Source organism: Streptomyces sp. Y20 (assembly GCF_043195475.1).
Lineage (GTDB): Bacteria > Actinomycetota > Actinomycetes > Streptomycetales > Streptomycetaceae > Streptomyces.
Genome location: NZ_JBIDDP010000004.1, coordinates 497699 through 520764 on the forward strand (window position 1 = coordinate 497699; position 23066 = coordinate 520764).

Here is a 23066-nt window from a genome sequence, read left to right on the forward strand (position 1 = left end):
TCTTCCGACCCCTTACAGCTTCATCAGGCTGGCGTCGTCGACCGAGGCCGAGTGGCGGGTACGGAACAGCGACACGATGATCGCGAGGCCCACCACGACCTCCGCGGCGGCGACGACCATCGTGAAGAAGGCGATGATCTGGCCGTCGAGGTTGCCGTGCATCCGGGAGAAGACGACGAACGCGAGGTTGCAGGCGTTCAGCATCAGCTCGATGCACATGAAGACCACGATGGCGTTGCGCCGGATCAGTACGCCGGTCGCGCCGATCGTGAACAGCAGGGCGGCGAGGTAGAGGTAGTTGACCGGGTTCACTTGGACGCCTCCTCGGGCCGCTTGAACGTCGCCGGTTCGACCGCCCTGCGCTCCAGGCGCTCCTCGGCCCGCTGTTCCAGCGCCCGCAGGTCGTTCAGCGCCTCCGCGGAGACGTCACGGACCTGGCCGCGCTCACGCAGCGTCTTGCTGACGGTCAACTCGGAGGGGGTGCCGTCGGGGAGCAGGCCCGCGACGTCCACGGCGTTGTGCCGGGCGTAGACACCGGGAGCGGGCAGCGGCGGGATGTGGACGCCCTCGCGGATGCGCTGTTCGGACAGCTCGCGCTGGGTCCGGGCGGGTTCGGTGCGCTCGCGGTGGGTGAGCACCATGGCGCCGACGGCGGCCGTGATCAGCAGGGCGCCGGTGATCTCGAAGGCGAAGACGTACTTGGTGAAGATGAGAGCCGCGAGGCCCTCCACGTTGCCGTTCGCGTTCGCCCCGCCGGTGCCGGCGAACTCCGTCAGGGAGGCGTTCGCGATGCCGGCGAACAGCAGGACGCCGAAGCCGGCCCCACACACGAGGGCCAGCCAGCGCTGGCCCTTGATGGTCTCCTTCAGCGAGTCCGCGGCCGTGACGCCGACGAGCATCACCACGAACAGGAACAGCATCATGATCGCGCCGGTGTAGACGACGATCTGCACGATCCCGAGGAAGTAGGCGCCGTTGGCGAGGTAGAAGACCGCCAGGACGATCATCGTGCCGGCGAGGCAGAGCGCGCTGTGCACGGCCTTCCTCATGAAGACGGTGCACAGGGCGCCGATCACCGCGACCGTACCGAGGACCCAGAACTGGAAGGCCTCACCGGTGGAGGTCGCGTAGGCGGCGAGGTGCTGCGCGTTCATCCGCCGATCACCTTCTCCGAGGCCGGCTCCTCCTCGCCGAACGTGGACGCGGCCTCCTGCGGGACCTCGCCCCTGGAGACGGCGGTCTGCCGGACCGTGCCGGGCGCGGCCTGTGTCACCAGGCCCCGGTAGTAGTCCTGTTCGTCCGTCCCCGGGAAGATCGAGTGGGGCGTCTCCACCATGCCCTCCTCCAGACCGGCGAGCAGCTGCTCCTTGGTGTAGATGAGGTTGGCGCGGCTGGAGTCGGCCAGTTCGAACTCGTTGGTCATCGTCAGCGCGCGCGTGGGGCACGCTTCGATGCACAGCCCGCACAGGATGCAGCGGGCGTAGTTGATCTGGTAGACGCGGCCGTACCGCTCGCCCGGCGAGTAGCGCTCCTCGTCGGTGTTGTCGGCGCCCTCCACGTAGATGGCGTCGGCGGGGCAGGCCCAGGCGCACAGCTCGCAGCCGACGCACTTCTCCAGGCCGTCCGGATGGCGGTTGAGCTGGTGCCGTCCGTGGAACCGCGGAGCCGTGGTCTTCTTCTGCTCCGGGTACTGCTCGGTCAGCCGCTTCTTGAACATGGCCTTGAAGGTCACGCCGAAGCCGGCGACGGGGTTCTGGAAGCCGGGCGTGGTGTGCCCGGCGTCCTGGGGCTCCTCAGCCATCGGACGCCTCCTTTCCATCCGTAGATCCGTCACTGGCACTGTCCGGTCCACCACTGACAACCAGCTCGCGCTCGCGGTGCGAGCGGCGCCTGGGCACCGGCGGCAGCTCCTGTCCGGGCAGCGGCGGTACGGGGAACCCGCCCGCCATCGGGTCGAAGGCCGCCTGCTGCTCCGCGGGTTGTCCGGTGCTCTGCGCCTTGTCGCGGAACATGTCGGCGATGAAGGAGATCAGCAGCAGGGCCAGGACACCGCCGCCCACGTAGAGGGCGATGTCGGCGAAGTCGTAGTTCTCGTTGTGCAGCGCCCGTACGGTCGCGACCAGCATCAGCCAGGTCACGGAGACCGGGATGAGGACCTTCCAGCCGAGCTTCATCAGCTGGTCGTAGCGGACGCGGGGCAGCGTGCCGCGCAGCCAGATGAAGAAGAACAGCAGCAGCTGCACCTTGATGACGAACCAGAGCAGCGGCCACCAGCCGTGGTTCGCGCCCGCCCAGAAGCCGCTGATCGGCCAGGGGGCGCGCCAGCCGCCGAGGAACAGGGTGGTCGACACGGCCGAGACGGTCACCATGTTGACGTACTCGGCGAGCATGAACATCGCGAACTTGATGGACGAGTACTCGGTGTTGAAGCCGCCGACCAGGTCGCCCTCGGACTCCGGCATGTCGAAGGGGGCGCGGTTGGTCTCGCCGACCATCGTGACGATGTAGAGGATGAAGGAGACCGGCAGCAGCGCGATGTACCAGCGGTCGTGCTGCTGCGCCACGATCGTGGACGTCGACATCGAGCCCGAGTAGAGGAAGACGGAGGCGAACGCGGCGCCCATGGCGATCTCGTAGGAGATCATCTGCGCGCAGGAGCGCAGGCCGCCCAGCAGCGGGTAGGTGGAACCGGAGCTCCAGCCCGCCAGGACGATGCCGTAGATGCCGACGGAGGCGATCGCGAGGATGTAGAGCATCGCGATCGGCAGGTCGGTCAGCTGCATCGCGGTGCGGTGGCCGAAGATCGAGATCTCGTTGCCGGCCGGTCCGAAGGGAATCACCGCGATCGCCATGAAGGCCGGGATGGCCGCGACGACCGGTGCGAGGACGTAGACGACCTTGTCCGCGCGTTTGACGATGAGGTCTTCCTTGAGCATCAGCTTCACGCCGTCGGCGAGCGACTGGAGCATGCCCCAGGGGCCGTGCCGGTTGGGGCCGATGCGCAGCTGCATCCAGGCGACGACCTTGCGTTCCCAGACGATGGAGAACAGCACGGTCACCATCAGGAACGCGAAGCAGAACACCGCCTTGACGACGACCAGCCACCAGGGGTCGCGGCCGAACATCGAGAGGTCTTCAGCGGCTAGGTACCCGCTCATGCCTCCACCTCCTTGGGGGCCTCGTCGGTGAGTGCCGCCGGGCCGATGCGGACGAGGGAGCCGGGCCGGGCTCCGGTGCCGCAGGCCACGCCGGGACGGGTGGAGTTCAGCGGGAGCCAGACCACCCGGTCGGGCATGTCGGTGATCTGGAGGGGGAGTTCCACGGAGCCGGCGGGGCCGGTGACGGCCAGGAGGCCGCCGTCTCCGACGCCGGCCTCGGCGGCCGTCGCGGCGGACACGCGCGCGTGGGCGGCGTGCCGGGTGCCGGCGAGCGCCTCGTCGCCCTCCTGGAGGACGCCCTGGTCGAGCAGCAGGCGGTGCCCGGCGAGCACGGCCTCGCCGGCGGCCGGGCGGGGCAGTACGCCCGCGGACTCCGTGGGCGCGGCGGCGCCGGGGCCGTTCCAGGGGCCGAGCCGGTCGATCTCCGCGCGCGTGGTGCGCAGGTCGGGCAGCCCCAGGTGGACGTCCATGGCGTCGGCGAGCATGTGCAGCACGCGCGTGTCGGCCGGCGCTAGCCGGCGGGTCATCTGGTCGGGCTTGAGTGCGGCCTCGAAGAAGCGGACCCTGCCCTCCCAGTTGAGGAAGGTGCCCGCCTTCTCGGGGACCGCGGCGACCGGCAGGACGACGTCGGCGTGCTCGGTGACCTCGCTGGGCCGCAGTTCGAGCGACACCAGGAAGCCGACGTTCGCGAAGGCCTCACGCGCGCGTGCCGGGTCGGGCAGGTCGGCCGCCTCCACACCGGCGACCAGGAGTGCGGACAGCTCGCCGCTGGCGGCGGCCTCCACCATCTGGTGGGTGTCGCGGCCGTAACGGGACGGGAGTTCGGCGAGGCCCCAGACGGTGGCGACCTCCTCCCGTGCGCGCGGGTCGGTCGCGGGGCGGCCTCCCGGCAGCAGCGACGGCAGCGCACCGGCCTCGACGGCTCCGCGCTCGCCGGCCCGGCGCGGGATCCACACCAGTGCGGCGCCGGTCGCGGTGGCGGCGCGCAGCGCGGCGGTGAGGCCGCCCGCGACGCCGGCCAGCCGTTCGCCCACGATGATGACCGCGCCCTGCGTGCGCAGTGCCTCGGCGGCGTGGGAGCCGGGCTCCTCCAGGCCGGTGCCGCTCGCGAGGGCGTCCAGCCACTCGGGCTCGGTGCCGGGCGCGGCCGGCAGCAGCAGGCCGCCCGCCTTCTGAAGGCCCCGGGTGGCGTGGGTGGCCAGGGAGAACACCCGCTGCTTGCGCTTGCGCCAGGCCTTGCGCAACCGCAGGAAGACGCCGGGCGCCTCCTCCTCCGACTCGAAGCCGACGAGCAGGACGGCGGGCGCGTTCTCCAGGGAGGTGTACGTGACGCCCGTACCGTCGAGGTCACGGCCGCGGCCGGCCACCCGGGCCGCCAGGAAGTCGGCCTCCTCGCCGCTGTGCACGCGCGCGCGGAAGTCGATGTCGTTCGTGTCGAGCGCCACGCGCGCGAACTTGCTGTACGCGTAGGCGTCCTCGACGGTGAGCCGGCCGCCGGTGAGGACGCCGGCCCGGGAGCGGGCGGCGCTCAGGCCCTGTGCGGCCACTTGCAGCGCCTCGGGCCAGGAGGCGGGTTCCAGGACGCCGTCGGCGTTGCGGACCAGCGGGGTGTCGAGCCGGTCGCGCGCTTGCGCGTACCGGAACGCGAAGCGTCCCTTGTCGCAGATCCACTCCTCGTTGACCTCGGGGTCGTCGGCGGCGAGCCGCCGCATGACCTTGCCGCGCCGGTGGTCGGTGCGGGTGGCGCAGCCGCCGGAGCAGTGCTCGCAGACCGAGGGGGAGGAGATGAGGTCGAAGGGGCGGGAGCGGAAGCGGTAGGCGGCCGAGGTGAGGGCGCCGACGGGGCAGATCTGGATGGTGTTGCCGGAGAAGTACGACTCGAACGGGTCGCCCTCGCCGGTGCCGACCTGCTGGAGCGCGCCCCGCTCGACCAGTTCGATCATCGGGTCGCCCGCGACCTGGTTGGAGAAGCGGGTGCAGCGGGCGCACAGCACGCACCGCTCGCGGTCGAGCAGGACCTGGGCGGAGATCGGTACGGGCTTGTCGTAGGTGCGCTTCCTGCCCTCGAAGCGGGATTCGGCGTTGCCGTGCGACATGGCCTGGTTCTGGAGCGGGCACTCGCCGCCCTTGTCGCAGACCGGGCAGTCCAGCGGGTGGTTGATGAGCAGCAGCTCCATCACCCCGTGCTGGGCCTTCTCGGCGACCGGTGAGGTGAGGTGGGTCTTGACGACCATGCCGTCGGTGCACGTGATCGTGCAGGACGCCATCGGCTTGCGCTGGCCCTCGACCTCGACGATGCACTGGCGGCAGGCGCCGGCCGGGTCCAGCAGGGGGTGGTCGCAGAACCGCGGGATCTCGATCCCGAGCTGTTCGGCGGCCCGGATGACCAGGGTGCCCTTGGGCACGCTGATCTCGGCGCCGTCGATCGTCAGGGTGACGAGGTCCTCCGGTGGAACCGCCGGCCGGCCCCCCGGGGTGGGGGCGCTGGTGGTCACGGTCATGCGTTCACCTCCGGGCGGTCCGCCCAGGCAGTCGACTTGGCCGGGTCGAAGGGGCAGCCCCGGCCCGTGATGTGCTGCTCGTACTCCTCGCGGAAGTACTTGAGCGAGGAGAAGATCGGGGATGCGGCGCCGTCACCGAGGGCGCAGAAGGACTTGCCGTTGATGTTGTCGGCGATGTCGGCGAGCTTGTCGAGGTCGGACATGCCGCCCTTGCCGGCCTCGATGTCCCGCAGCAGCTGCACCAGCCAGTACGTTCCCTCACGGCAGGGGGTGCACTTGCCGCAGGACTCGTGGGCGTAGAACTCGGTCCAGCGGGTCACCGCCCGCACCACGCAGGTCGTCTCGTCGAAGCACTGCAAGGCCTTCGTACCGAGCATGGAGCCCGCGGCGCCCACCCCTTCGTAGTCGAGGGGGACGTCGAGGTGCTCGCCGGTGAACATGGGTGTCGAGGAGCCGCCCGGTGTCCAGAACTTCAGGCGGTGCCCGGGCCGCATGCCGCCGCTCATGTCGAGGAGCTGGCGCAGCGTGATGCCGAGCGGAGCCTCGTACTGGCCGGGGCTCGCCACGTGGCCGCTGAGCGAGTAGAGCGTGAAGCCCGGGGACTTCTCACTGCCCATCGACCTGAACCATTCCTTGCCGTTCTGGAGGATGGCGGGAACCGACGCGATCGACTCGACGTTGTTCACCACGGTGGGACAGGCGTAGAGGCCTTCCACCGCGGGGAAGGGGGGGCGGAGACGGGGCTGGCCGCGGCGGCCTTCGAGCGAGTCGAGCAGCGCGGTCTCCTCACCGCAGATGTACGCGCCGGCGCCCGCGTGCACGGTGAGTTCGAGGTCGAGTCCGCTGCCCAGGATGTTCTCGCCGAGGTAGCCGGCCTCGCGGGCCTCGCGCACGGCCTCGTGCAGCCGGCGCAGCACGGGGACGACCTCGCCCCGCAGATAGATGAAGGCGTGCGACGACCTGATGGCGTAGCACGCGATCACGATGCCCTCGATGAGGCTGTGCGGGTTCGCGAAGAGGAGCGGGATGTCCTTGCAGGTGCCCGGCTCCGACTCGTCGGCGTTGACCACCAGATAGTGCGGTTTTCCGTCGCCCTGCGGGATGAACTGCCATTTCATCCCGGTCGGGAATCCCGCGCCGCCGCGGCCGCGCAGCCCGGAGTCCTTGACGTACGCGATGAGGTCGTCCGGGGACATGGCGAGCGCCTTGCGGAGCCCCTCGTACCCGTCGTGCCTGCGGTAGACATCCAGGGTCCAGGACCGGTCCTCGTCCCAGAAGGCCGACAGCACGGGTGCGAGCAGCTTCTGGGGGCTGGTGTCCTTCACCTCGGGTTCCACGGTCATCACTCCCCCTCCTCGGCGGTGGGCCCTGCCGGGTGGGCGGGGTCGGAGGCCGATGTGTCCTGCGGCGCGTCGTGGGAACTGAGGTGCTCGGCCGGCGACGGCCCGTGCGCCGCCCGGTCGTGCGGTTCCCCGGACGCTCCCGTCCGGTGCGGGCCGCCGTCCCGGGGGTGCACCACGCGCGCGGGTTCGGCCTCTCCCCTGGCCAGGCGGAGGCCCACCAGCGACGCGGGTCCCGCGCTGCCCCCCTCCTCGACGGCACCGGGCCGCTCGTCGGGGAAGCCGGCCAGGATCCGGGCGGTCTCCTTGAAGGTGCACAGCCGGGCGCCGCGCGTGGGCTGCACGGGCCGTCCCGCGCGCAGGTCGTCGACCAGGCGCCGGGCGCTGCCGGGGGTCTGGTTGTCGAAGAACTCCCAGTTGACCATCACGACCGGCGCGAAGTCGCAGGCCGCGTTGCACTCGATGTGCTCCAGGGTGACCTTGCCGTCGTCGGTGGTCTCGCCGTTGCCGACCCCCAGGTGCTCCTGGAGGGTCTCGAAGATGGTGTCGCCGCCCATGACCGCGCAGAGCGTGTTGGTGCACACGCCGACCTGGTAGTCGCCGGACGGCCGGCGCCGGTACATGGAGTAGAAGGTGGCGACGGCGGTGACCTCGGCGGTGGTCAGGCCGAGCATGTCCGCGCAGAAGCGCATGCCGGTGCGCGTGACGTGGCCCTCCTCCGACTGCACGAGGTGGAGCAGCGGCAGCAGGGCGGACCGGGAGTCGGGGTAGCGGGCGATCAGCTCGCGCGCGTCCGCCTCGAGCCGGGTTCGGACGTCGTCCGGGTACGCGGGGGCGGGCAGTGCGGGCATGCCCAGGCTCACGCCCCGCTCCGAGGAAGAGGTGGTCACCGGTCGACGCCTCCCATCACGGGGTCGATGGATGCGACGGCGACGATGACGTCGGCGACCTGGCCGCCTTCGCACATCGCCGCCATGGCCTGAAGGTTGGTGAAGGACGGGTCGCGGAAGTGGACCCGGTAGGGGCGGGTGCCGCCGTCGGACACGGCGTGCACGCCGAGTTCGCCCTTGGGCGATTCCACGGCCGCGTACGCCTGTCCCGGCGGGACGCGGAAGCCCTCGGTGACCAGCTTGAAGTGGTGGATCAGGGCCTCCATGGAGGTGCCCATGATCTTCTTGATGTGGTCGAGGGAGTTGCCGAGTCCGTCCGGTCCCAGGGCGAGCTGGGCGGGCCAGGCGATCTTCTTGTCGGCGACCATGACGGGGCCGGGCTGGAGCCGGTCCAGGCACTGCTCGATGATCCTGAGCGACTGGCGCATCTCCTCCAGGCGGATGAGGAAGCGGCCGTAGGCGTCGCAGCTGTCGGTGGTGGGGACGTCGAAGTCGTACGTCTCGTAGCCGCAGTACGGCTGGGCCTTGCGCAGGTCGTGGGGCAGGCCGGTGGAGCGCAGGATCGGGCCGGTGGCGCCGAGGGCCATGCAGCCGGCCAGGTCGAGGTAGCCGACGTCCTGCATACGGGCCTTGAAGATGGGGTTCCCGGTGGCGAGCTTGTCGTACTCCGGGAGGTTCTTGTTCATCTTCTTCACGAACTCGCGGATCTGGTCCACCGCGCCGGGCGGGAGGTCCTGGGCGAGTCCGCCGGGCCGGATGTACGCGTGGTTCATGCGCAGGCCGGTGATCAGCTCGTAGAGGTCGAGAATCATTTCACGATCACGGAAGCCGTAGATCATGATCGTGGTGGCGCCCAGTTCCATGCCGCCGGTGGCGATGCACACCAGGTGGGAGGAGAGCCGGTTCAGCTCCATCAGGAGCACCCGGATGATCGTGGCGCGTGCGGTGATCCGGTCCTCGATGCCGAGGAGCTTCTCGACGGCGAGGCAGTAGGCGGTCTCGTTGAAGAAGGACGTCAGGTAGTCCATGCGCGTGACGAAGGTGGTGCCCTGCGTCCACGTGCGGTACTCGAGGTTCTTCTCGATGCCGGTGTGCAGGTAGCCGATGCCGCAGCGGGCCTCGGTGACCGTCTCGCCGTCGATCTCGAGGATGAGGCGGAGCACTCCGTGGGTGGACGGGTGCTGGGGACCCATGTTGACGACGATGCGTTCGTCGTCGGCGCGGGCCGCGGACTGGACGACCTCGTCCCAGTCGCCACCGGTGACCGTGTAGACGGTGCCCTCGGTGGTCTCGCGCGCCGAGGCGGCGGAGGCCGCGGATGCTGACTGCGTGCTCACGAGTACGACCTCCGCTGGTCCGGAGACGGGATCTGGGCGCCCTTGTACTCGACGGCGATGCCGCCGAGGGGGTAGTCCTTGCGCTGGGGGTGGCCCTGCCAGTCGTCCGGCATCATGATCCGGGTGAGGGCCGGGTGACCGTCGAAGACGATCCCGAAGAAGTCGTAGGTCTCGCGCTCGTGCCAGTCGTTCGTCGGGTAGACGGAGACCAGGGACGGGATGCGCGGGTCGCTGTCGGGGGCGCCGGCTTCGAGGCGGATCAGCCGGTTGTGGGTGATCGAGCGCAGGTGGTAGACGGCGTGCAGTTCGCGGCCCTTGTCCTCGGGGTAGTGGACCCCGCTGACCCCGGTGCACAGCTCGAAGCGCAGCGCCGGGTCGTCGCGCAGGGTGCGGGCGACGAGGAGCAGGTGCTCGCGTTCGATGTGGAAGGTCAGCTCGCCGCGGTCGACGACCGTCCTGCCGATGGCGTTGTCCGGGAGGAGTCCCTGTTCCTCCAGGGCGCCTTCCAGTTCGTCGGCGACCTCGTCGAACCAGCCGCCGTAGGGGCGGGCCGTCGGTCCCGGGAGTCGGACCGAGCGGACCAGACCGCCGTAGCCGGAGGTGTCGCCGCCGTTGTGCGCGCCGAACATGCCGCGCTGGACGCGGATCTCCTCGCCGCCCTGGCCGCGCCGGCCGGGGAGGTTGGCGGCGGAGAGGTCGTTCTCGGGGTTGGGCCCGTTCGCCGCCCCGTTCGCCCCGCCGGTGCCGCCGTTCGCCGCGGCGCCGTGGGTGCCGTTCGCGTCGCTCACCGCAGCAGCCCCTTCATCTCGATCGTGGGCAGGGCCTTGAGCGCCGCCTCCTCCGCCTCGCGGGCCGCTTCCTCGGCGTTCACGCCGAGCTTGGCGGACCGGATCTTCTGGTGGAGCTTGAGGATCGCGTCCATCAGCATCTCGGGGCGGGGCGGGCAGCCCGGCAGGTAGATGTCGACCGGCACGATGTGGTCGACGCCCTGGACGATCGCGTAGTTGTTGAACATGCCGCCCGAGGAGGCGCAGACGCCCATGGAGATCACCCACTTGGGGTTGGGCATCTGGTCGTAGACCTGCCTCAGGACCGGCGCCATCTTCTGGCTGACCCGGCCGGCGACGATCATCAGGTCGGCCTGGCGCGGTGAGCCGCGGAAGACCTCCATGCCGAAGCGGGCCAGGTCGTAGCGGCCGGCGCCGGTGGTCATCATCTCGATGGCGCAGCAGGCGAGGCCGAAGGTGGCCGGGAAGACGGACGCCTTGCGCACCCAGCCCGCGGCCTGCTCGACGGTGGTGAGCAGGAATCCGCTCGGCAGCTTTTCTTCGAGTCCCATGTCTTTAAAGGCCCCTCAGTCCCATTCCAGGCCGCCGCGCCGCCATACGTACGCGTACGCGACGAAGACGGTGAGCACGAAGAGCAGCATCTCCACGAGCCCGAAGATCCCCAGGGCGTCGAAGGTGACGGCCCAGGGGTAGAGGAAGACGATCTCGATGTCGAAGACGATGAAGAGCATCGCCGTCAGGTAGTACTTGATGGGGAAGCGCCCGCCGCCGGCCGGCGTGGGGGTCGGCTCGATGCCGCACTCGTAGGCGTCGAGCTTGGCGCGGTTGTACCGCTTCGGACCGATCAGCGTGGCCATGACCACGGAGAAGATCGCAAAGCCTGCCCCGAGGGCTCCCAGTACGAGGATGGGCGCATACGCGTTCACCGCTCCTCGCTCCTCTCAGTCGGCGCTGACTGCTGGCGGTTGCACGGGGCTCACGTCCGCCTCATCCGGTCCCACGAGCCCCGCTCGTCCCGGGCGAAGATCGAGAACATGTGAAGCAGGTCACAAGCCCAACTGCCTCGCATCTTATGCCTGCCGCTCTGTGATCTGCGACACGGGGTATTCCACAAGCTTTGTGATCTCCACCACCTGACGAAGGATCATGAAGCCGGATGAGGGGTGATCTTCGTACGCGAAGCGTTCAGTTGATCACCAGAAGTGACATTTTCGCTCGTCGTCGCAGGCCGGAGGGGTCGTCTCCATATCAAGAGGCTTCCGACACATGCAAATTGGTGCTGAGCGGGCGGGGCTGATAGAGGGGCGCGTTCACACATCAGAGGGAGGGGTGGGGCGGGGTGTGGACGGGGGCCCGAGCGTGTGCGCGCGTTCACCGGTCGCGCACGTGCGGGACGCCGCGGTTCCGGTGACCGTTCCGTGACCTCCGCCACACCCACGAAGGTGTCGTGAGAACCGGGCTTGGCCAACGACCCTCACCGGTGGTACGTGCGGGGCAATCCGGACGTAATGATCAAAGGCCGTGATCAAGGGCTTGATCACGACAGTCCGCAATGTCCGTTAGGGCGTCAATAAAGAGCGACACGCCCGGGATTACGGGGTTCGGTTGAGCAACTGTGGCGCACCACACGTTTCTTGAAGATATGAAGGAGTCCCTGGTACCGGTTGTTCCCATGTCCCACACCGCTCACATACGCAGCCACCGGAAGCCCCGCCGCAGCGCGTCGACCCTCGCGATGCGGGCCGGAGTCGCCGGTGGTGTCCTCGGCACCCTGGCGGTCGCCGGGGCGTCCGGCTCGGCGAACGCGGCCGAGCCGGTGACGCAGACGCTCGAACTGCCCACCCTGACGGCCGACCTGGCCGTCCAGGCCGCCCAGTCCGCGGACGCCACCCAGCAGGCCGCCGCGAACTACCAGTTGCAGGCCGAGCGTGACGCGGCTGCCGCAAAGGCCGCGAAGCAGGCCAAGGCGGACCTCGCCGATGCCAGGCAGAAGGCGGCCGAGGCCAAGAAGAAGGCCGACGAGACCGCCCGCAAGGAGGCCGCCGCACGCGCCTCGCGCACCGCGGAGCGGACGACGCTGTCCACCACGGCGGGCAGCGGCACCACGACCACCTCCACCTCCACCTCCACCTCCACGTCCACCGGCACCTCGACCTCCACCGGCACGTCCACGGCCACCGGTTCGGCCGCGTCCGTCATCGACTTCGTCCGGGCGCAGGTCGGCAAGGCGTACGTCTCCGGCGCCACCGGCCCGTCCGCCTACGACTGCTCCGGCCTGGTCCAGACTGCCTTCCGGCAGGTCGGCATCAGCCTGCCGCGCGTCTCCCAGGACCAGTCGACCGCCGGCACCCAGGTCTCGCTGGACAGCCTGCAGCCGGGCGACATCCTGTACTGGGGCAGCGCGGGCAGCGCGTACCACGTCGGGGTGTACGTCGGCGGCGGCATGTTCGTCGGCGCGCAGAACCCCTCCACCGGCGTCGTGGAGCGCCCGCTGTCGTACGACCCGCCCACCGGCGCGGTGCGGGTGCTCTGAGCGCCTCCCGCACCTCTCACCACGCGCGTGAGGGCCGCAGCCCCTTCCCGGGGGCTGCGGCCCTCACGTCGTCCCCGGGTCCCCCCGGGGCGGGCCCAGGGACGGCTCACGCCTTGGGGGCCACCCTGCTCAGGCCGTTGATGATGCGGTCCATCGCGTCGCCGCCCGTCGGGTCGGTGAGGTTCGCCAGGAGCTTCAGGGTGAACTTCATCAGCATCGGGTGCGTCAGGCCGCGCTGGGCGGCGATCTGCATGACCTTCGGGTTGCCGATGAGCTTCACGAAGGCGCGGCCCAGGGTGTAGTAGCCGCCGTAGGTGTCCTTCAGGACGCGCGGGTAGCGGGTCAGGGCGATCTCGCGCTGGGCGGGCGTGGCCCGCGCGTGGGCCTGGACGATGACGTCGGCGGCGATCTGGCCAGATTCCATGGCGTAGGCGATGCCCTCGCCGTTGAAGGGGTTCACCAGGCCGCCGGCGTCGCCCACGAGCAGCAGCCCGCGCGTGTAGTGCGGCTGGCGGTTGAAGGCCATGGGGAGGGCGGCGCCCCGGATCGGGCCGGTCATGTTCTCGGGGGTGTAGCCCCAGTCCCGCGGCATGGACGCGCACCACGCCTTGAGGACCTCGCGCCAGTCCAGCTCCTTGAAGGAGGCGGAGGTGTTGAGGACGCCGAGGCCGACGTTGGAGGTGCCGTCGCCCATGCCGAAGATCCAGCCGTAGCCGGGCAGCAGGCGGTCCTGGGCGCCGCGCCGGTCCCACAGCTCCAGCCAGGACTCCAGGTAGTCGTTGTCGTGGCGCGGCGAGGTGAAGTACGTGCGCACGGCGACGCCCATGGGGCGGTCCTCGCGGCGGTGCAGGCCCATCGCGAGGGACAGGCGGGTGGAGTTGCCGTCGGCGGCGACGACGAGCGGCGCGCGGAAGGTGACCTCGCGCTTCTCCTCGCCGAGCTTGGCGGTGACGCCGGTGATGCGCCCGGTGCGGTCGTCGAGGACCGGCTCGCTCACGTTGCAGCGCTCGTACAGGCGGGCGCCGGCCTTCTGGGCGTTGCGGGCGAGCTGCTCGTCGAAGTCGTCGCGCTTGCGGACGAGTCCGTAGTCCGGGAAGGAGGCGAGATCCGGCCAGTCGAGCTGGAGGCGGGAGCCGCCGCCGATGATGCGCAGGCCCTTGTTGCGCATCCAGCCGGCCTCCTCGGAGATGTCGATCCCCATGGTGACGAGCTGCTTGACCGCGCGCGGGGTGAGGCCGTCGCCGCACACCTTCTCGCGCGGGAACGCGGTCTTCTCCAGCAGCAGGACGTCGAGGCCGGCCTTGGCGAGGTGGTACGCGGTCGTGGAGCCGGCTGGCCCCGCGCCCACGACGATCACATCGGCGGTGTGGTCGGAGAGGGGCTCGGTCACGGCGGGATCTCCCCCAGAGGTTGGAATCTGCGTGCCGACCGGCACTGGACACGGGCAGTCTATTCAGCAGAATTGATCACCCGGCCGAAGGGCTGCCCTGTGAACCGGCCTCTCCCCGCGGTACGGCTGCGCGTCCCCACGCACGAGGACGCGGTCGCCTGGCACCGGGTGTTCGACGACCCGGAGGTCATGGAGTTCCACGGCGGCGGGCCGGCGGCGCTGTCGGTCTACGAGGACTGACCGCGCGCCAGCGGCGGCACGACGCCGAGCGCGAGCCGGTGCTCTGCTTCCGACTCGCCCTCGGTGACATTCAGTAGTCATTTGTCACGGAAAGACACCGAACCCTTCCGGGTGGGCCGGGCGGGAGTTACCCTTCCAGTACCGCAGGGGGTGACATCTGTGCGTATACCACCCGAAACACCCGACGTGCGCGTCCCGCGTCTGGTCGGTCTGATGGCCGTGGACGCGCGTGAGGCGGCCCGGGCGCACGGCCTGTCGCTCACCGCGCCGGACCGCCCGGACTTCCACCGCGCCGTCGTCGACTACGTCGTACGCCAGTATCCGCAGCCCGGCGCCGTAGTACCGCCGGACTCGATGGTGTACGTGTACTTCGACTTCGGGGAGGGCGAAGGCGGCGGAGGGATGCGGGAACCACGCGTTCCGCGGCCCCCGGCGGGCGGTCCGCCCCGCGAACTCGGCGAGCCGGGGGACGCGTTCGAGATGATCGGGCGCTGAGCCGCGCGGGAGCGGCTCAGGCCTCCTTGAAGCCCCGGTGCAGCGCGACGACACCGCCGGTGAGGTTGCGCCACGCCACCTTCGACCAGCCGGCGTCGCGCAGCCGACCGGCGAGGGCGGGCTGGTCGGGCCAGGCGCGGATGGACTCGGCGAGGTAGACGTAGGCGTCCGGGCTGGAGGACACCGCGCGCGCGGCCGGCGGCAGCGCCCGCATCAGGTACTCGGTGTAGACGGTACGGAAGGGCGCCCAGGTCGGGTGCGAGAACTCGCAGATGACGACGCGTCCGCCGGGCCGGGTCACCCGGTACATCTCCCGCAGGGCGGCGTCCGTGTCCTGGACGTTGCGCAGGCCGAAGGAGATCGTCACGGCGTCGAAGGTGTCGTCCTTGAAGGGCAGCTTCGTCGCGTCGCCCGCGGTGAACGGCAGCCAGGTGTGCCGGCGCTTGCCGACCTGGAGCATGCCGGTCGAGAAGTCGCAGGGGACGACGTACGCGCCGGTCCGAGCGAAGGGCAGCGAGGAGGTCGCCGTGCCGGCGGCGAGGTCCAGGACCTTCTGCGCGGGGCGCGCGTCGACCGCCTTCGCGACCTCCCTGCGCCAGCGCCGGTCCTGGCCGAGCGACAGCACGTCGTTCGTCAGGTCGTACCGTTCCGCCACGTCGTCGAACATCGAGGCGACTTCGTGCGGCTGCTTGTTCAGGGAGGCGCGGGTCACCCGCCCATTCTTGCAGCCCGGTCCCACGGCGGGAGCCCCGGCTCGCGCCGGAGGCCCCGGCGGCGGGCCCCGGTCCGGCGCGGGTCAGCGGCGGCGGTACAGCAGCCGGCCCTCGATGACGGTCGCCACGCAGGTGGCGGCCCCGCGGGCGGCGAGGGCGGTCTCGTCCGGCACGTCGAACACGGCGAAGGTCGCGGCCCTGCCCTCGTACGGCAGGAGGGGCGTGAGGACGGCCCCGGCGAGGGGACGCCGTCCGGCCAGCGGGTCGAGGGTCGGCGGCCCCGGCGGCTCGGCGGTCCGCTCCCGGCTCGCCAGCCCCGCCCGGCGTACGGCGTCCGCCACGGCCGGGCGCCGCAGCGGCCCGGCCACGGCCACGGTCCCGTGGGCGAGCATCCGCTGCACCCCGCGCCGGGCGCTCGCGCCCCACCGCGCGTCGGTCATGCCGAGCGCGGCCAGGGCCGCTTCGCCGGTGAGCGGCTCGGTACCGAGCGTGCCGGCCTCGCGCGGGTCGGGGTGGTAGGCCCGCTCCAGCAGTTCGGGCCCGTACGGGTTGAGCAGGCCGGGCGTGATCAGGCCCGGCCAGCGGCGTACCCGCGCGGCCGGGTGTGCGGCGGCCAGCTCGTCGTACGGGCCGACGGCCGCGATCGTCCGGCCGTCGGCGAGCAGCGCGCCCCCGGGCAGGGGGGCGCGGTGGGGGTCGCCGGTGACGAGGAGGTCCGCGGTGTGGAGGGTCAGCACGGCAGGCTCAGTTGGACGCCAGCAGCTTCAGCTCGGGGTGGGCGGTGCCGCCCTCGATGGCCGTGGAGGAGATGTGGGAGGCCACGCGGTCGTCGGCGGGGTCGTTCGCCGGGTCGTCGTGGACGACGAGGTGCTCGTAGGTGGTGGCGCGCTGGGCCGGCACCCGCCCGGCCTTGCGGATCAGGTCGATGATCTCCAGCCGGTTGGAGCGGTGCTTGGCACCGGCCGAGGAGACCACGTTCTCCTCCAGCATGATCGAGCCGAGGTCGTCGGCGCCGTAGTGCAGGGACAGCTGGCCGACCTCCTTGCCGGTGGTGAGCCAGGAGCCCTGGATGTGGCGGACGTTGTCCAGGAAGAGGCGGGCGATCGCGATCATCCGCAGGTACTCGAAGAGGGTCGCCTGGGTGCGGCCCTTCAGGTGGTTGTTCTCGGGCTGGTAGGTGTACGGGATGAACGCGCGGAAGCCGCCCGTGCGGTCCTGCACGTCGCGGATCATCCGCAGGTGCTCGATGCGCTCGGCGTTGGTCTCGCCGGTGCCCATGAGCATCGTCGACGTCGACTCCACGCCCAGCCGGTGCGCGGTCTCCATGATCTCCAGCCAGCGTTCGCCGCTCTCCTTGAGCGGGGCGATGGCCTTGCGCGGCCGTGCGGGCAGGAGTTCGGCACCGGCGCCCGCGAAGGAGTCGAGGCCGGCCTCGTGGATCCGGGTGATGGCCTCCTCGACGGAGACGCCGGAGATCCTGGCCATGTGCTCGACCTCGGACGCGCCCAGCGAGTGGATCACCAGCTGCGGGAAGGCGTCCTTGATGGCCTTGAAGTGCTTCTCGTAGTACTCGACGCCGTAGTCCGGGTGGTGGCCGCCCTGGAACATGATCTGGGTGCCGCCGAGTTCGACGGTCTCCGCGCAGCGGCGCAGGATGTCGTCGAGGTCGCGGGTCCAGCCCTTGGCGGTGTCCTTGGGGGCCGCGTAGAACGCGCAGAACTTGCACGCCGTGACGCACACGTTCGTGTAGTTGATGTTCCGCTCGATGATGTACGTGGCGATGTGCTCGGTGCCGGCGTACATGCGGCGGCGCACGGCGTCGGCGGCGGCGCCGAGGGCGTGCAGGGGCGCGTCGCGGTACAGCTCCAGCGCCTCTTCGGGGGTGATCCGCCCACCGGCGGCGGCACGGTCGAGGACGGACTGGAGGTCGGCCTTCTCGGTCACCGGCGTCCCTTTCGCAAGGTTTTCGTCAGGGTTGTGGACGGACCGAACCAGCCTACGCCAGCGGGTTTCCCGCGCTGACCTCAGGCCGCGTACGCGCCGATCAGCGCTCCGGCGAGGGTGCCGGCCAGGAGGAACGGGCCGAACGGTACGGCGGTCTTGCGGTCCGCGCGCCGGGCCAGGACCAGGGCGCCGCCGTAGAGGGCGCCGAGCAGGAAGCCCGCGAAGGTGCCGAGCAGCACGGTGGGCCAGCCGTACCAGCCCAGTACGGCGCCCGACCCCACGGCCAGTTTCACGTCGCCGAAGCCCATGCCGGCGGGATTGATCAGGTACAGCACGCAGTAGCCGGCGCCGAGAGCGAGGGCGCCGTAGAGGGCGGTGGGCCAGTGGCCGGCGTGTTCGGGGAGCAGGGCGGCGAGGCCCAGCAGGGCGAGGGCGGCGGCGGCGAGCGGCAGGGTCAGCGGGTCGGGCAGCCGCCGCACCCGCAGGTCGACGGCCGCCAGCAGCACGCCGACGGGCGCGAGCAGCAGCCAGACCGCCAGTTCGGGCCGGGTGCCGGTGGCGGCGGCGAGGGAGGCGCAGACGAGGGCGACGGCGGTGGCGAGGCGCGGCGCGGAGGGGGCGCCGGCGTACGGCCCCTCGCCCGCGCCCTGTTCGGCGCACCTCGCGCGGCCCAGCCAGCCGCGCAGGGGGTGGCCGGCGGGGCAGTGGGTGCGCCAGGGGTCGCCGGGCGGGACGGCGAAGCGGTAGGCCGCGCGGGGCAGCAGCGTGCCCGTCAGCGCGCCCCACCCCCCGGCGCCGAGCACCAGCGCCCCCGTGGCCAGCTCCACGTCACCCTCCCCCGTCGCCCTGCCTGCCCCGGTCCCTACCCGGTTCGGGCGGCCGGCACCGCTCGCGCGACCGGGGACCCGGTGGGTCCTACGGCTGGAGCAGCTCGACCTTCACGTCGGCGGGGAAGCCCGTCGTGGGGCCGACCCGGCGGGCGAACTCGGCGACGGCCGCCAGCTGCGGGGCGCCGAAGCTGAAGTCGAGGGTGGTGAAGTACTGGGCCAGGGTCTCCTCGTCGAAGGCCTCCCAGCGCGCGGCCTGTTCGGCGACCTTGCCGACCTCTTCCAGGGAGAGATTGCGGGAGTCGAGGAAGGCCTCGTGGACCCGGCGGGTGATGAACGGCTCGCGCTCCAGGTAGTCCCGGCGGGCCGCCCACACCGCGAAGACGAACGGCAGTCCCGTCCATTCCTTCCACAGCGCGCCGAGGTCGTGCACCTCCAGGCCGTAGCGGGGGCCGTCGAGGAGGTTGGCGCGCAGCGCGGCGTCGCCGATGAGCACGGCGGCCTCGGCCTCCTGCATCATCAGGCTCAGGTCGGGCGGGCAGGTGTAGTACTCGGGCTCGACGCCGTACCGCTCCGACAGCAGCAGCTGCGCGAGCCGGACGGAGGTGCGTGAGGTGGAGCCGAGGGCGACGCGGGCGCCGTCCAGCCGGTCCAGCGGGACCTGGGAGACGATCACGCAGGACATCACCGGGCCGTCGCAGCCGACGGCGATGTCGGGGAAGGCGACCAGCTGGTCGGCGTGCTTGAGGAACTCGACCAGGGTGACGGGGCCGATGTCGAGGTCGCCGCGCACGAGTTGTTCGCTGAGCTTCTCCGGCGTGTCCTTCGTCAGGTCGAAGTCGAGGAGGGTGCCGGTTCTCGCGAGCCCCCAGTAGAGGGGCAGGCAGTTCAGGAACTGGATGTGGCCGACGCGCGGCCGGGTGCGAGAATTGTCCACATCGCGACACTAGACCCCGTGCGTCACGGTGCCGGGACCGACCCCACCGCCGAACGGCGGACCGCCCGTTCAAACCTCCGGGTGAAGTGATCTTGGCCTCTATTGCTTTCGGCGGCCCGCGTGCTAGGCTCGCCGCAAGTTGCAGTTTGGTTTCCCTTGCAGTACAGAGCCTGCGGAGCATGTGACCGCGGGCTCTCGTCGTATTCAGACGAATGCAGTTGTGCAGCACCGTTTCGCACGTGCAGGTTCTGGAGCAGGGCAACCCTTTTGAGCCCAGGGAGGGCTTATGGCTACCGGAACCGTGAAGTGGTTCAACGCCGAAAAGGGCTTTGGCTTCATCGCCCAGGAGGGCGGCGGCCCCGACGTCTTCGTCCACTACTCCGCGATCAACGCGCAGGGTTTCCGTTCGCTGGAGGAGAACCAGGCGGTCTCCTTCGACGTGACGCAGGGCCCGAAGGGTCCGCAGGCGGAGAACGTCACCCCCGTCTGATCGCTCCCTGATCGCAGAACCTGAGTGCAGTACCCAAGGAGCCCCGCGCCTTCCGGCAACGGGGCTCCTGCCTTTTCCCGTTCATTCCCGGTTCACCTTCGCCGGGGCCCTGGCGCGTGCCGCTGGAACACGCGGTCCGGAATCCGGGCTCTTCGGTGCACCGTCAGCCGGCATCGACCCGCGACCGGGCCGAGTCGACCACGAAGACGTACGCCGGCCACCTCATCGCCGACCGGAGCCGCCCGCACATGGGTCGGTCAGTCGGGCAGGCGGTCCAGGAGCCAGGTGCAGAGTTCCTCGGTGACCTTGGTGTGGCGTTCGTTCTGTGACGCGCAGAGGAATTCGTCGACCGGGGCCTGCTCCGGGTCGAGGGAGCCGATGTCCGCGTACAGGTCGTCGTGGGTCTCCAGCCCGCGGATCCCGATCGCGCTCACCGCCGGGACGAAGCAGTGGTCCTTGATCGGGTTGTCGACTCCGAGACCGATGATCTTGTTGAGCGCGTCGGCGAGGATCTGGAAGCTTTCCAGGGTGCCGCCGGGGGCGCCGTCGATGTCCGGGAGTCGCTCGGCGATGACGTCGCTCTTCTGCAGCGTGATGACGCGCAGTGTCGCCGCGAGCGTGTCGCTGCCGGTCGGCGTTGTGCGCAGATCGGTGCCGGTGATGCCCAGGCCCTTGCCCTTGACCGCGGTCGTGCCGGGCTTGATGCCGTTGCCCGTGCCGTTGCCGGTGCCGTTGGCGACCGCGAGGATCCGCGGGATCCGCGGCCAGCCACCGACCTTCTCCAGTTCGTCGAGGAACTGGGTGCGCAGCGGGCTGACGCCGGGCTTGTCCGACCAGTTCTCGATGTGCCGCCACAGCAGCTGCTGCGCGGCCGGGCTGTTCATCTGCTGGGAGAAGCGGCTGTCCAGCTTGCGGATGTAGTGCGCGAACGCCTGCAGAGAGATCGGGATGTGGGCGCCGTTGTGCGGGCTGTCGTAGGAGAAGTACACGCCGACCTGGTGGTCGATCCGCTGCATCTCCATCTTGGCGAGCGCATAGCGGGTCACCAGCCCACCCATGCTGAAACCGCCGACCATCAGACGGGTGCCGCCCAGTCGTTCGGCCATAGCCCGGTGGATCGCCGCCGTGGCCGTTTGCGCGTTGTCGAGGATCGACGCGCTGCGCTCGTCGAAGCCGATCAGGACGACATCCCTTCCGCGACGGCGCAGTTCGCCGATCAGCGGGAACTCGGCGTTCTCCAGGCCCGCCCAGAGGTCGTCCAGCGAGCTCGGGCCGCTGTTGAAGCCGTCGGCCATGATCACCGGCCGGACGAGGCCCCGGTTGCGCTCGCCGTAGTACACCCAGGCCGTGCCGCCCGGGAGCGGCCATGTGTCGTCGGGCTTGGGCGCGGGCGCGACCTGCTCCTTGGGCGGAGTGGCGGCCAGCGCGATCGGCGCGGCGGCCTTGAACGCGTCAGTGATTTCGCGCTCGGTGGGTTCGGGCATGCGTTTCCCCTGACCTGGGACAGAGATTGGGACACGGCGCCGCCCCGCGGCACCACAACCATCCTGAACCAAGCGAACACTGACATGTCAAGACATGACCGGGCATATCACTCGCAGGGGTGGCGCCCGCGTGGTTCACCAGGGGTAATCCACAGACGAATGACGGACCTTCGCCGGCGGCAGCCCGATCATCCACGCGCTCGCACGCTCCTGACACGCCTGCCTGCGGGCGGGCGACCGCCGCCACGGTCAGCTCGCCGGACAGTCCGCGATGCAGGCTGACACGGCGCCGACCCGCTCGTCGGCCCAGGCGTGCTCCAGCAGCGTGCGGAAGGTGGCGGGCTCTCGACCGATCAATTCGGCCAGGGTCGGGTCGACGGCGGTGAACTCACCATTCCGCGCCGCCGCGAAGATGCTCAGCATCAGGTCGGCGATCGGGGCGGGGGCGCCGTGCGCCAGGGCCTGCTCGCGGAAGGCATCGCCGGGAACGACGGTGCGGGTGAAGGGCCGACCGGTGGCCTGGGCCGCTATCTCGGCGACGGCGTCGAAGTCGAGCGCCGCCGGACCAGTGAGCGGCGGGGTGGGCCCCTCGAAGCGGCCCTCCTCGGTAAGGATCGCCGCGGCGGCCTCGGCGAGATCGTCGTGGCCGGTCCAGGCGACGGGGCCGTCGGCGGGGAGGGCGATGTCGCCGGTGTGGCGGGCGGACTCCAGGAACTGCAGGGCGCTGGCGGCGTAGAAGCCGTTGCGCAGCGCGGTCCAGGGCAGGCCGGTGGCGCGCAGCAGGTCCTCGGTCCGGGCGTGGTCACGGCATGCCTGGAAGCGGGAGTCGTGGGCGGCACCCATCTGGCTGGTGTACAGGATGCGGCCGACTCCGGCCTTCACGGCGGCGTCGATCGCGGCGCGGTGGCCGGTGACGCACTCCTCGCCCGTGCGGTCGAGGGAGACGAGCAGCAACTGCTCGGCGCCCTCGAAGGCGTGGACGAGTGAGGCCGGGTCGTCGAAGCTGCCCTGCCGGACGCGGACGCCGCGGTCGGCGAGGTCCCGGGCCTTGCGGGGATCGCGGACGCTGACGCCGACGCGGCCGGCGGGGAGGCGCTCCAGGAGGCGCTCGACGGTGCGGCGGCCGAGTTTTCCGGTGGCTCCGGTGATGATGATCACGGGGTTCTCCAAGTGATGTTTCCAATGGAATCAATTCAACGATAACATCGAAACTAACACTGGAATCAAACTTCCGGTACCATCGATACATGCCTATCCGCGACACCACCGACAGCCCCCGCCGGCGCATCATCGAGGCGGCCATCGAGCTGCTGGAGAGCGGCGGCCCCGACGTGGTGAGCACCCGCGCCGTCGCCGCCGCGGCCGGGATGCAGCCGCCGGCCATCTACCGCCACTTCGGCGACAAGGACGGGCTGCTGGAGGCGGTTGCCGAGCACGGCTATGCGCAGTTCCTGGAGAGCAAGCGCGCGCAGCTCGACCCCGCGCCGGAGGACCCGGTGGAGGAGCTGCGCCGCGGCTGGGACATGGTGGTGGAGTTCGGGATCTCGCGCCCCGAACTGTTCGCCGTGATGAACAGGGCCACCGGCTCGGCGTCGGACGCGGCGCACCGCGCGGGCCTGGAGATCCTCCGCGGCCGGGTGCGTCGGCTGGCGGCCGCGGGATGGCTGCGGGTCGACGAGGAACTGGCCGTCCAGATCATCCAGGCCACCGGCCAAGGCGGGGTCACCACCTGGCACTCCACCCCCGCGGAACGCCGCAATCCGGCGCTGCTGACCGTCCTTCGCGAGTCAATGGTCGCCGCAGTCACCCGCGCCGAGCCGACGGTCCCTGCCGCGGAGTCCGGCCCCGCCCCAGCGGCCCGCGCGCTGCGCGCCGCCCTCCCCGACGACGCCGACGTCCTGAGCGACGCCGAGCAGCGCCTGCTGCGCGAGTGGCTCACCCGCCTGGCGGCGGACGGTGGCATGCCGCATGCCTGACCCTCCGTCAGTCGACCTCGTGC

General features: G+C 70.8%; 23 protein-coding genes and 1 pseudogene. 5 read left to right on the forward strand and 19 right to left on the reverse strand.

Annotated features, from left to right (window positions below; all coding sequences use genetic code 11):
- Positions 1–12: 12 nt before the first annotated feature.
- From nuoK to ACGFT1_RS13735, 11 genes are read right to left on the reverse strand one after another with little or no spacing between them, the layout of a single operon-like run.
- Complete coding sequence (gene nuoK / locus ACGFT1_RS13685) at positions 13–312, reverse strand: NADH-quinone oxidoreductase subunit NuoK (RefSeq protein ID WP_073901863.1); 300 nt, start codon at positions 310–312, stop codon at positions 13–15.
- On the reverse strand, positions 309–1154 hold the full coding sequence (locus ACGFT1_RS13690; RefSeq protein ID WP_373909125.1) for an NADH-quinone oxidoreductase subunit J: 846 nt from the start codon (positions 1152–1154) through the stop codon (positions 309–311). Before ACGFT1_RS13690 ends, nuoK begins: the two co-directional genes overlap by 4 nt.
- Entirely contained in the window at positions 1151–1801 is a 651-nt protein-coding gene (nuoI, locus tag ACGFT1_RS13695) for an NADH-quinone oxidoreductase subunit NuoI (RefSeq protein ID WP_373909126.1), read from the reverse strand. The genes ACGFT1_RS13690 and nuoI overlap by 4 nt, the downstream gene beginning before the upstream one ends.
- Positions 1794–3158, reverse strand: a complete 1365-nt coding sequence (gene nuoH, locus ACGFT1_RS13700; protein WP_373909127.1) for an NADH-quinone oxidoreductase subunit NuoH — start codon at positions 3156–3158, stop codon at positions 1794–1796. Before nuoH ends, nuoI begins: the two co-directional genes overlap by 8 nt.
- A complete protein-coding gene (locus ACGFT1_RS13705) occupies positions 3155–5659 on the reverse strand; it encodes an NADH-quinone oxidoreductase subunit G (RefSeq protein WP_373909128.1) in 2505 nt (834 codons plus the stop codon). Before ACGFT1_RS13705 ends, nuoH begins: the two co-directional genes overlap by 4 nt.
- Positions 5656–7002, reverse strand: a complete 1347-nt coding sequence (gene nuoF, locus ACGFT1_RS13710) for an NADH-quinone oxidoreductase subunit NuoF (RefSeq protein WP_373909129.1) — start codon at positions 7000–7002, stop codon at positions 5656–5658. Before nuoF ends, ACGFT1_RS13705 begins: the two co-directional genes overlap by 4 nt.
- On the reverse strand, positions 7002–7889 hold the full coding sequence (gene nuoE, locus ACGFT1_RS13715; protein ID WP_373909130.1) for an NADH-quinone oxidoreductase subunit NuoE: 888 nt from the start codon (positions 7887–7889) through the stop codon (positions 7002–7004). The genes nuoF and nuoE overlap by 1 nt, the downstream gene beginning before the upstream one ends.
- Positions 7886–9226, reverse strand: coding sequence for an NADH-quinone oxidoreductase subunit D (locus ACGFT1_RS13720; protein ID WP_373909131.1), 1341 nt, complete (start codon positions 9224–9226; stop codon positions 7886–7888). The genes nuoE and ACGFT1_RS13720 overlap by 4 nt, the downstream gene beginning before the upstream one ends.
- The gene (locus tag ACGFT1_RS13725; protein ID WP_373909132.1) at positions 9223–10014 is read right to left on the reverse strand and encodes an NADH-quinone oxidoreductase subunit C; all 792 of its coding nucleotides are present in this window, start codon (positions 10012–10014) and stop codon (positions 9223–9225) included. Before ACGFT1_RS13725 ends, ACGFT1_RS13720 begins: the two co-directional genes overlap by 4 nt.
- On the reverse strand, positions 10011–10565 hold the full coding sequence (locus tag ACGFT1_RS13730) for an NADH-quinone oxidoreductase subunit B family protein (RefSeq protein WP_318201968.1): 555 nt from the start codon (positions 10563–10565) through the stop codon (positions 10011–10013). Before ACGFT1_RS13730 ends, ACGFT1_RS13725 begins: the two co-directional genes overlap by 4 nt.
- Before the next feature lie 15 nt (positions 10566–10580).
- Entirely contained in the window at positions 10581–10940 is a 360-nt protein-coding gene (locus tag ACGFT1_RS13735) for an NADH-quinone oxidoreductase subunit A (RefSeq protein ID WP_053654533.1), read from the reverse strand.
- 746 nt (positions 10941–11686) lie between these two features.
- Between ACGFT1_RS13735 and ACGFT1_RS13740 the strand changes: the two genes are divergently transcribed.
- The gene (locus ACGFT1_RS13740) at positions 11687–12547 is read left to right on the forward strand and encodes a C40 family peptidase (RefSeq protein ID WP_373909133.1); all 861 of its coding nucleotides are present in this window, start codon (positions 11687–11689) and stop codon (positions 12545–12547) included.
- 106 nt (positions 12548–12653) lie between these two features.
- On the opposite strand, the gene ACGFT1_RS13745 is transcribed toward ACGFT1_RS13740, so the two are convergent.
- Entirely contained in the window at positions 12654–13937 is a 1284-nt protein-coding gene (locus tag ACGFT1_RS13745; protein WP_373909134.1) for a geranylgeranyl reductase family protein, read from the reverse strand.
- 99 nt (positions 13938–14036) lie between these two features.
- Between ACGFT1_RS13745 and ACGFT1_RS13750 the strand changes: the two are divergent.
- Positions 14037–14206 (forward strand): annotated as a pseudogene (locus tag ACGFT1_RS13750) (GNAT family N-acetyltransferase); the annotation flags it as partial.
- Between the two features lie 157 nt (positions 14207–14363).
- On the forward strand, positions 14364–14672 hold the full coding sequence (locus ACGFT1_RS13755) for a PASTA domain-containing protein (protein WP_373909135.1): 309 nt from the start codon (positions 14364–14366) through the stop codon (positions 14670–14672).
- 16 nt (positions 14673–14688) lie between these two features.
- Here the strand turns inward: ACGFT1_RS13755 and ACGFT1_RS13760 are convergent, their stop codons facing one another.
- The 5 genes from ACGFT1_RS13760 to ACGFT1_RS13780 all read right to left on the reverse strand — a co-directional run bounded on the left by ACGFT1_RS13760 (position 14689) and on the right by ACGFT1_RS13780 (position 19093).
- On the reverse strand, positions 14689–15384 hold the full coding sequence (locus tag ACGFT1_RS13760; protein ID WP_373909136.1) for a demethylmenaquinone methyltransferase: 696 nt from the start codon (positions 15382–15384) through the stop codon (positions 14689–14691).
- A gap of 84 nt (positions 15385–15468) precedes the next feature.
- Positions 15469–16122 (reverse strand): hypothetical protein, encoded by a 654-nt coding sequence (locus ACGFT1_RS13765; RefSeq protein WP_373909137.1) that lies wholly within the window; start codon positions 16120–16122, stop codon positions 15469–15471.
- Between the two features lie 7 nt (positions 16123–16129).
- Positions 16130–17329 (reverse strand): cyclic dehypoxanthinyl futalosine synthase, encoded by a 1200-nt coding sequence (gene mqnC / locus ACGFT1_RS13770; RefSeq protein WP_373909138.1) that lies wholly within the window; start codon positions 17327–17329, stop codon positions 16130–16132.
- 80 nt (positions 17330–17409) lie between these two features.
- Positions 17410–18150 carry an A24 family peptidase gene (locus ACGFT1_RS13775; protein ID WP_373909235.1) on the reverse strand — a complete coding sequence of 247 codons (741 nt, stop codon included), beginning with the start codon at positions 18148–18150 and terminating at the stop codon, positions 17410–17412.
- 94 nt (positions 18151–18244) lie between these two features.
- Entirely contained in the window at positions 18245–19093 is an 849-nt protein-coding gene (locus ACGFT1_RS13780; RefSeq protein WP_373909139.1) for a menaquinone biosynthetic enzyme MqnA/MqnD family protein, read from the reverse strand.
- 286 nt (positions 19094–19379) lie between these two features.
- Here ACGFT1_RS13780 and ACGFT1_RS13785 point away from each other — a divergent pair, with 286 nt between their 5' ends.
- Positions 19380–19583, forward strand: coding sequence for a cold-shock protein (locus tag ACGFT1_RS13785; RefSeq protein ID WP_073499902.1), 204 nt, complete (start codon positions 19380–19382; stop codon positions 19581–19583).
- Positions 19584–19840: 257 nt separating this feature from the next.
- On the opposite strand, the gene ACGFT1_RS13790 is transcribed toward ACGFT1_RS13785, so the two are convergent.
- The gene (locus tag ACGFT1_RS13790) at positions 19841–21067 is read right to left on the reverse strand and encodes an esterase/lipase family protein (RefSeq protein WP_373909140.1); all 1227 of its coding nucleotides are present in this window, start codon (positions 21065–21067) and stop codon (positions 19841–19843) included.
- Positions 21068–21316: 249 nt separating this feature from the next.
- Positions 21317–22225 (reverse strand): SDR family oxidoreductase, encoded by a 909-nt coding sequence (locus tag ACGFT1_RS13795; RefSeq protein ID WP_373909141.1) that lies wholly within the window; start codon positions 22223–22225, stop codon positions 21317–21319.
- Between the two features lie 89 nt (positions 22226–22314).
- Here ACGFT1_RS13795 and ACGFT1_RS13800 point away from each other — a divergent pair, with 89 nt between their 5' ends.
- Positions 22315–23043 carry a TetR/AcrR family transcriptional regulator gene (locus ACGFT1_RS13800; RefSeq protein WP_373909142.1) on the forward strand — a complete coding sequence of 243 codons (729 nt, stop codon included), beginning with the start codon at positions 22315–22317 and terminating at the stop codon, positions 23041–23043.
- Positions 23044–23066 lie beyond the last annotated feature (23 nt).

Bases quoted from the DNA above. Each gene is read 5' to 3' on its own strand.
- nuoH (WP_373909127.1), bottom strand. From the start codon at position 3,158: ATGAGCGGGTACCTAGCCGCTGAAGACCTCTCGATGTTCGGCCGCGAC.
- nuoF (WP_373909129.1), bottom strand. From the start codon at position 7,002: ATGACCGTGGAACCCGAGGTGAAGGACACCAGCCCCCAGAAGCTGCTC.
- ACGFT1_RS13800 (WP_373909142.1), top strand. From the start codon at position 22,315: ATGCCTATCCGCGACACCACCGACAGCCCCCGCCGGCGCATCATCGAG.
- ACGFT1_RS13740 (WP_373909133.1), top strand. From the start codon at position 11,687: ATGTCCCACACCGCTCACATACGCAGCCACCGGAAGCCCCGCCGCAGC.
- ACGFT1_RS13730 (WP_318201968.1), bottom strand. From the start codon at position 10,565: ATGGGACTCGAAGAAAAGCTGCCGAGCGGATTCCTGCTCACCACCGTC.
- ACGFT1_RS13785 (WP_073499902.1), top strand. From the start codon at position 19,380: ATGGCTACCGGAACCGTGAAGTGGTTCAACGCCGAAAAGGGCTTTGGC.
- nuoI (WP_373909126.1), bottom strand. From the start codon at position 1,801: ATGGCTGAGGAGCCCCAGGACGCCGGGCACACCACGCCCGGCTTCCAG.
- ACGFT1_RS13705 (WP_373909128.1), bottom strand. From the start codon at position 5,659: ATGACCGTGACCACCAGCGCCCCCACCCCGGGGGGCCGGCCGGCGGTT.
- ACGFT1_RS13790 (WP_373909140.1), bottom strand. From the start codon at position 21,067: ATGCCCGAACCCACCGAGCGCGAAATCACTGACGCGTTCAAGGCCGCC.
- ACGFT1_RS13690 (WP_373909125.1), bottom strand. From the start codon at position 1,154: ATGAACGCGCAGCACCTCGCCGCCTACGCGACCTCCACCGGTGAGGCC.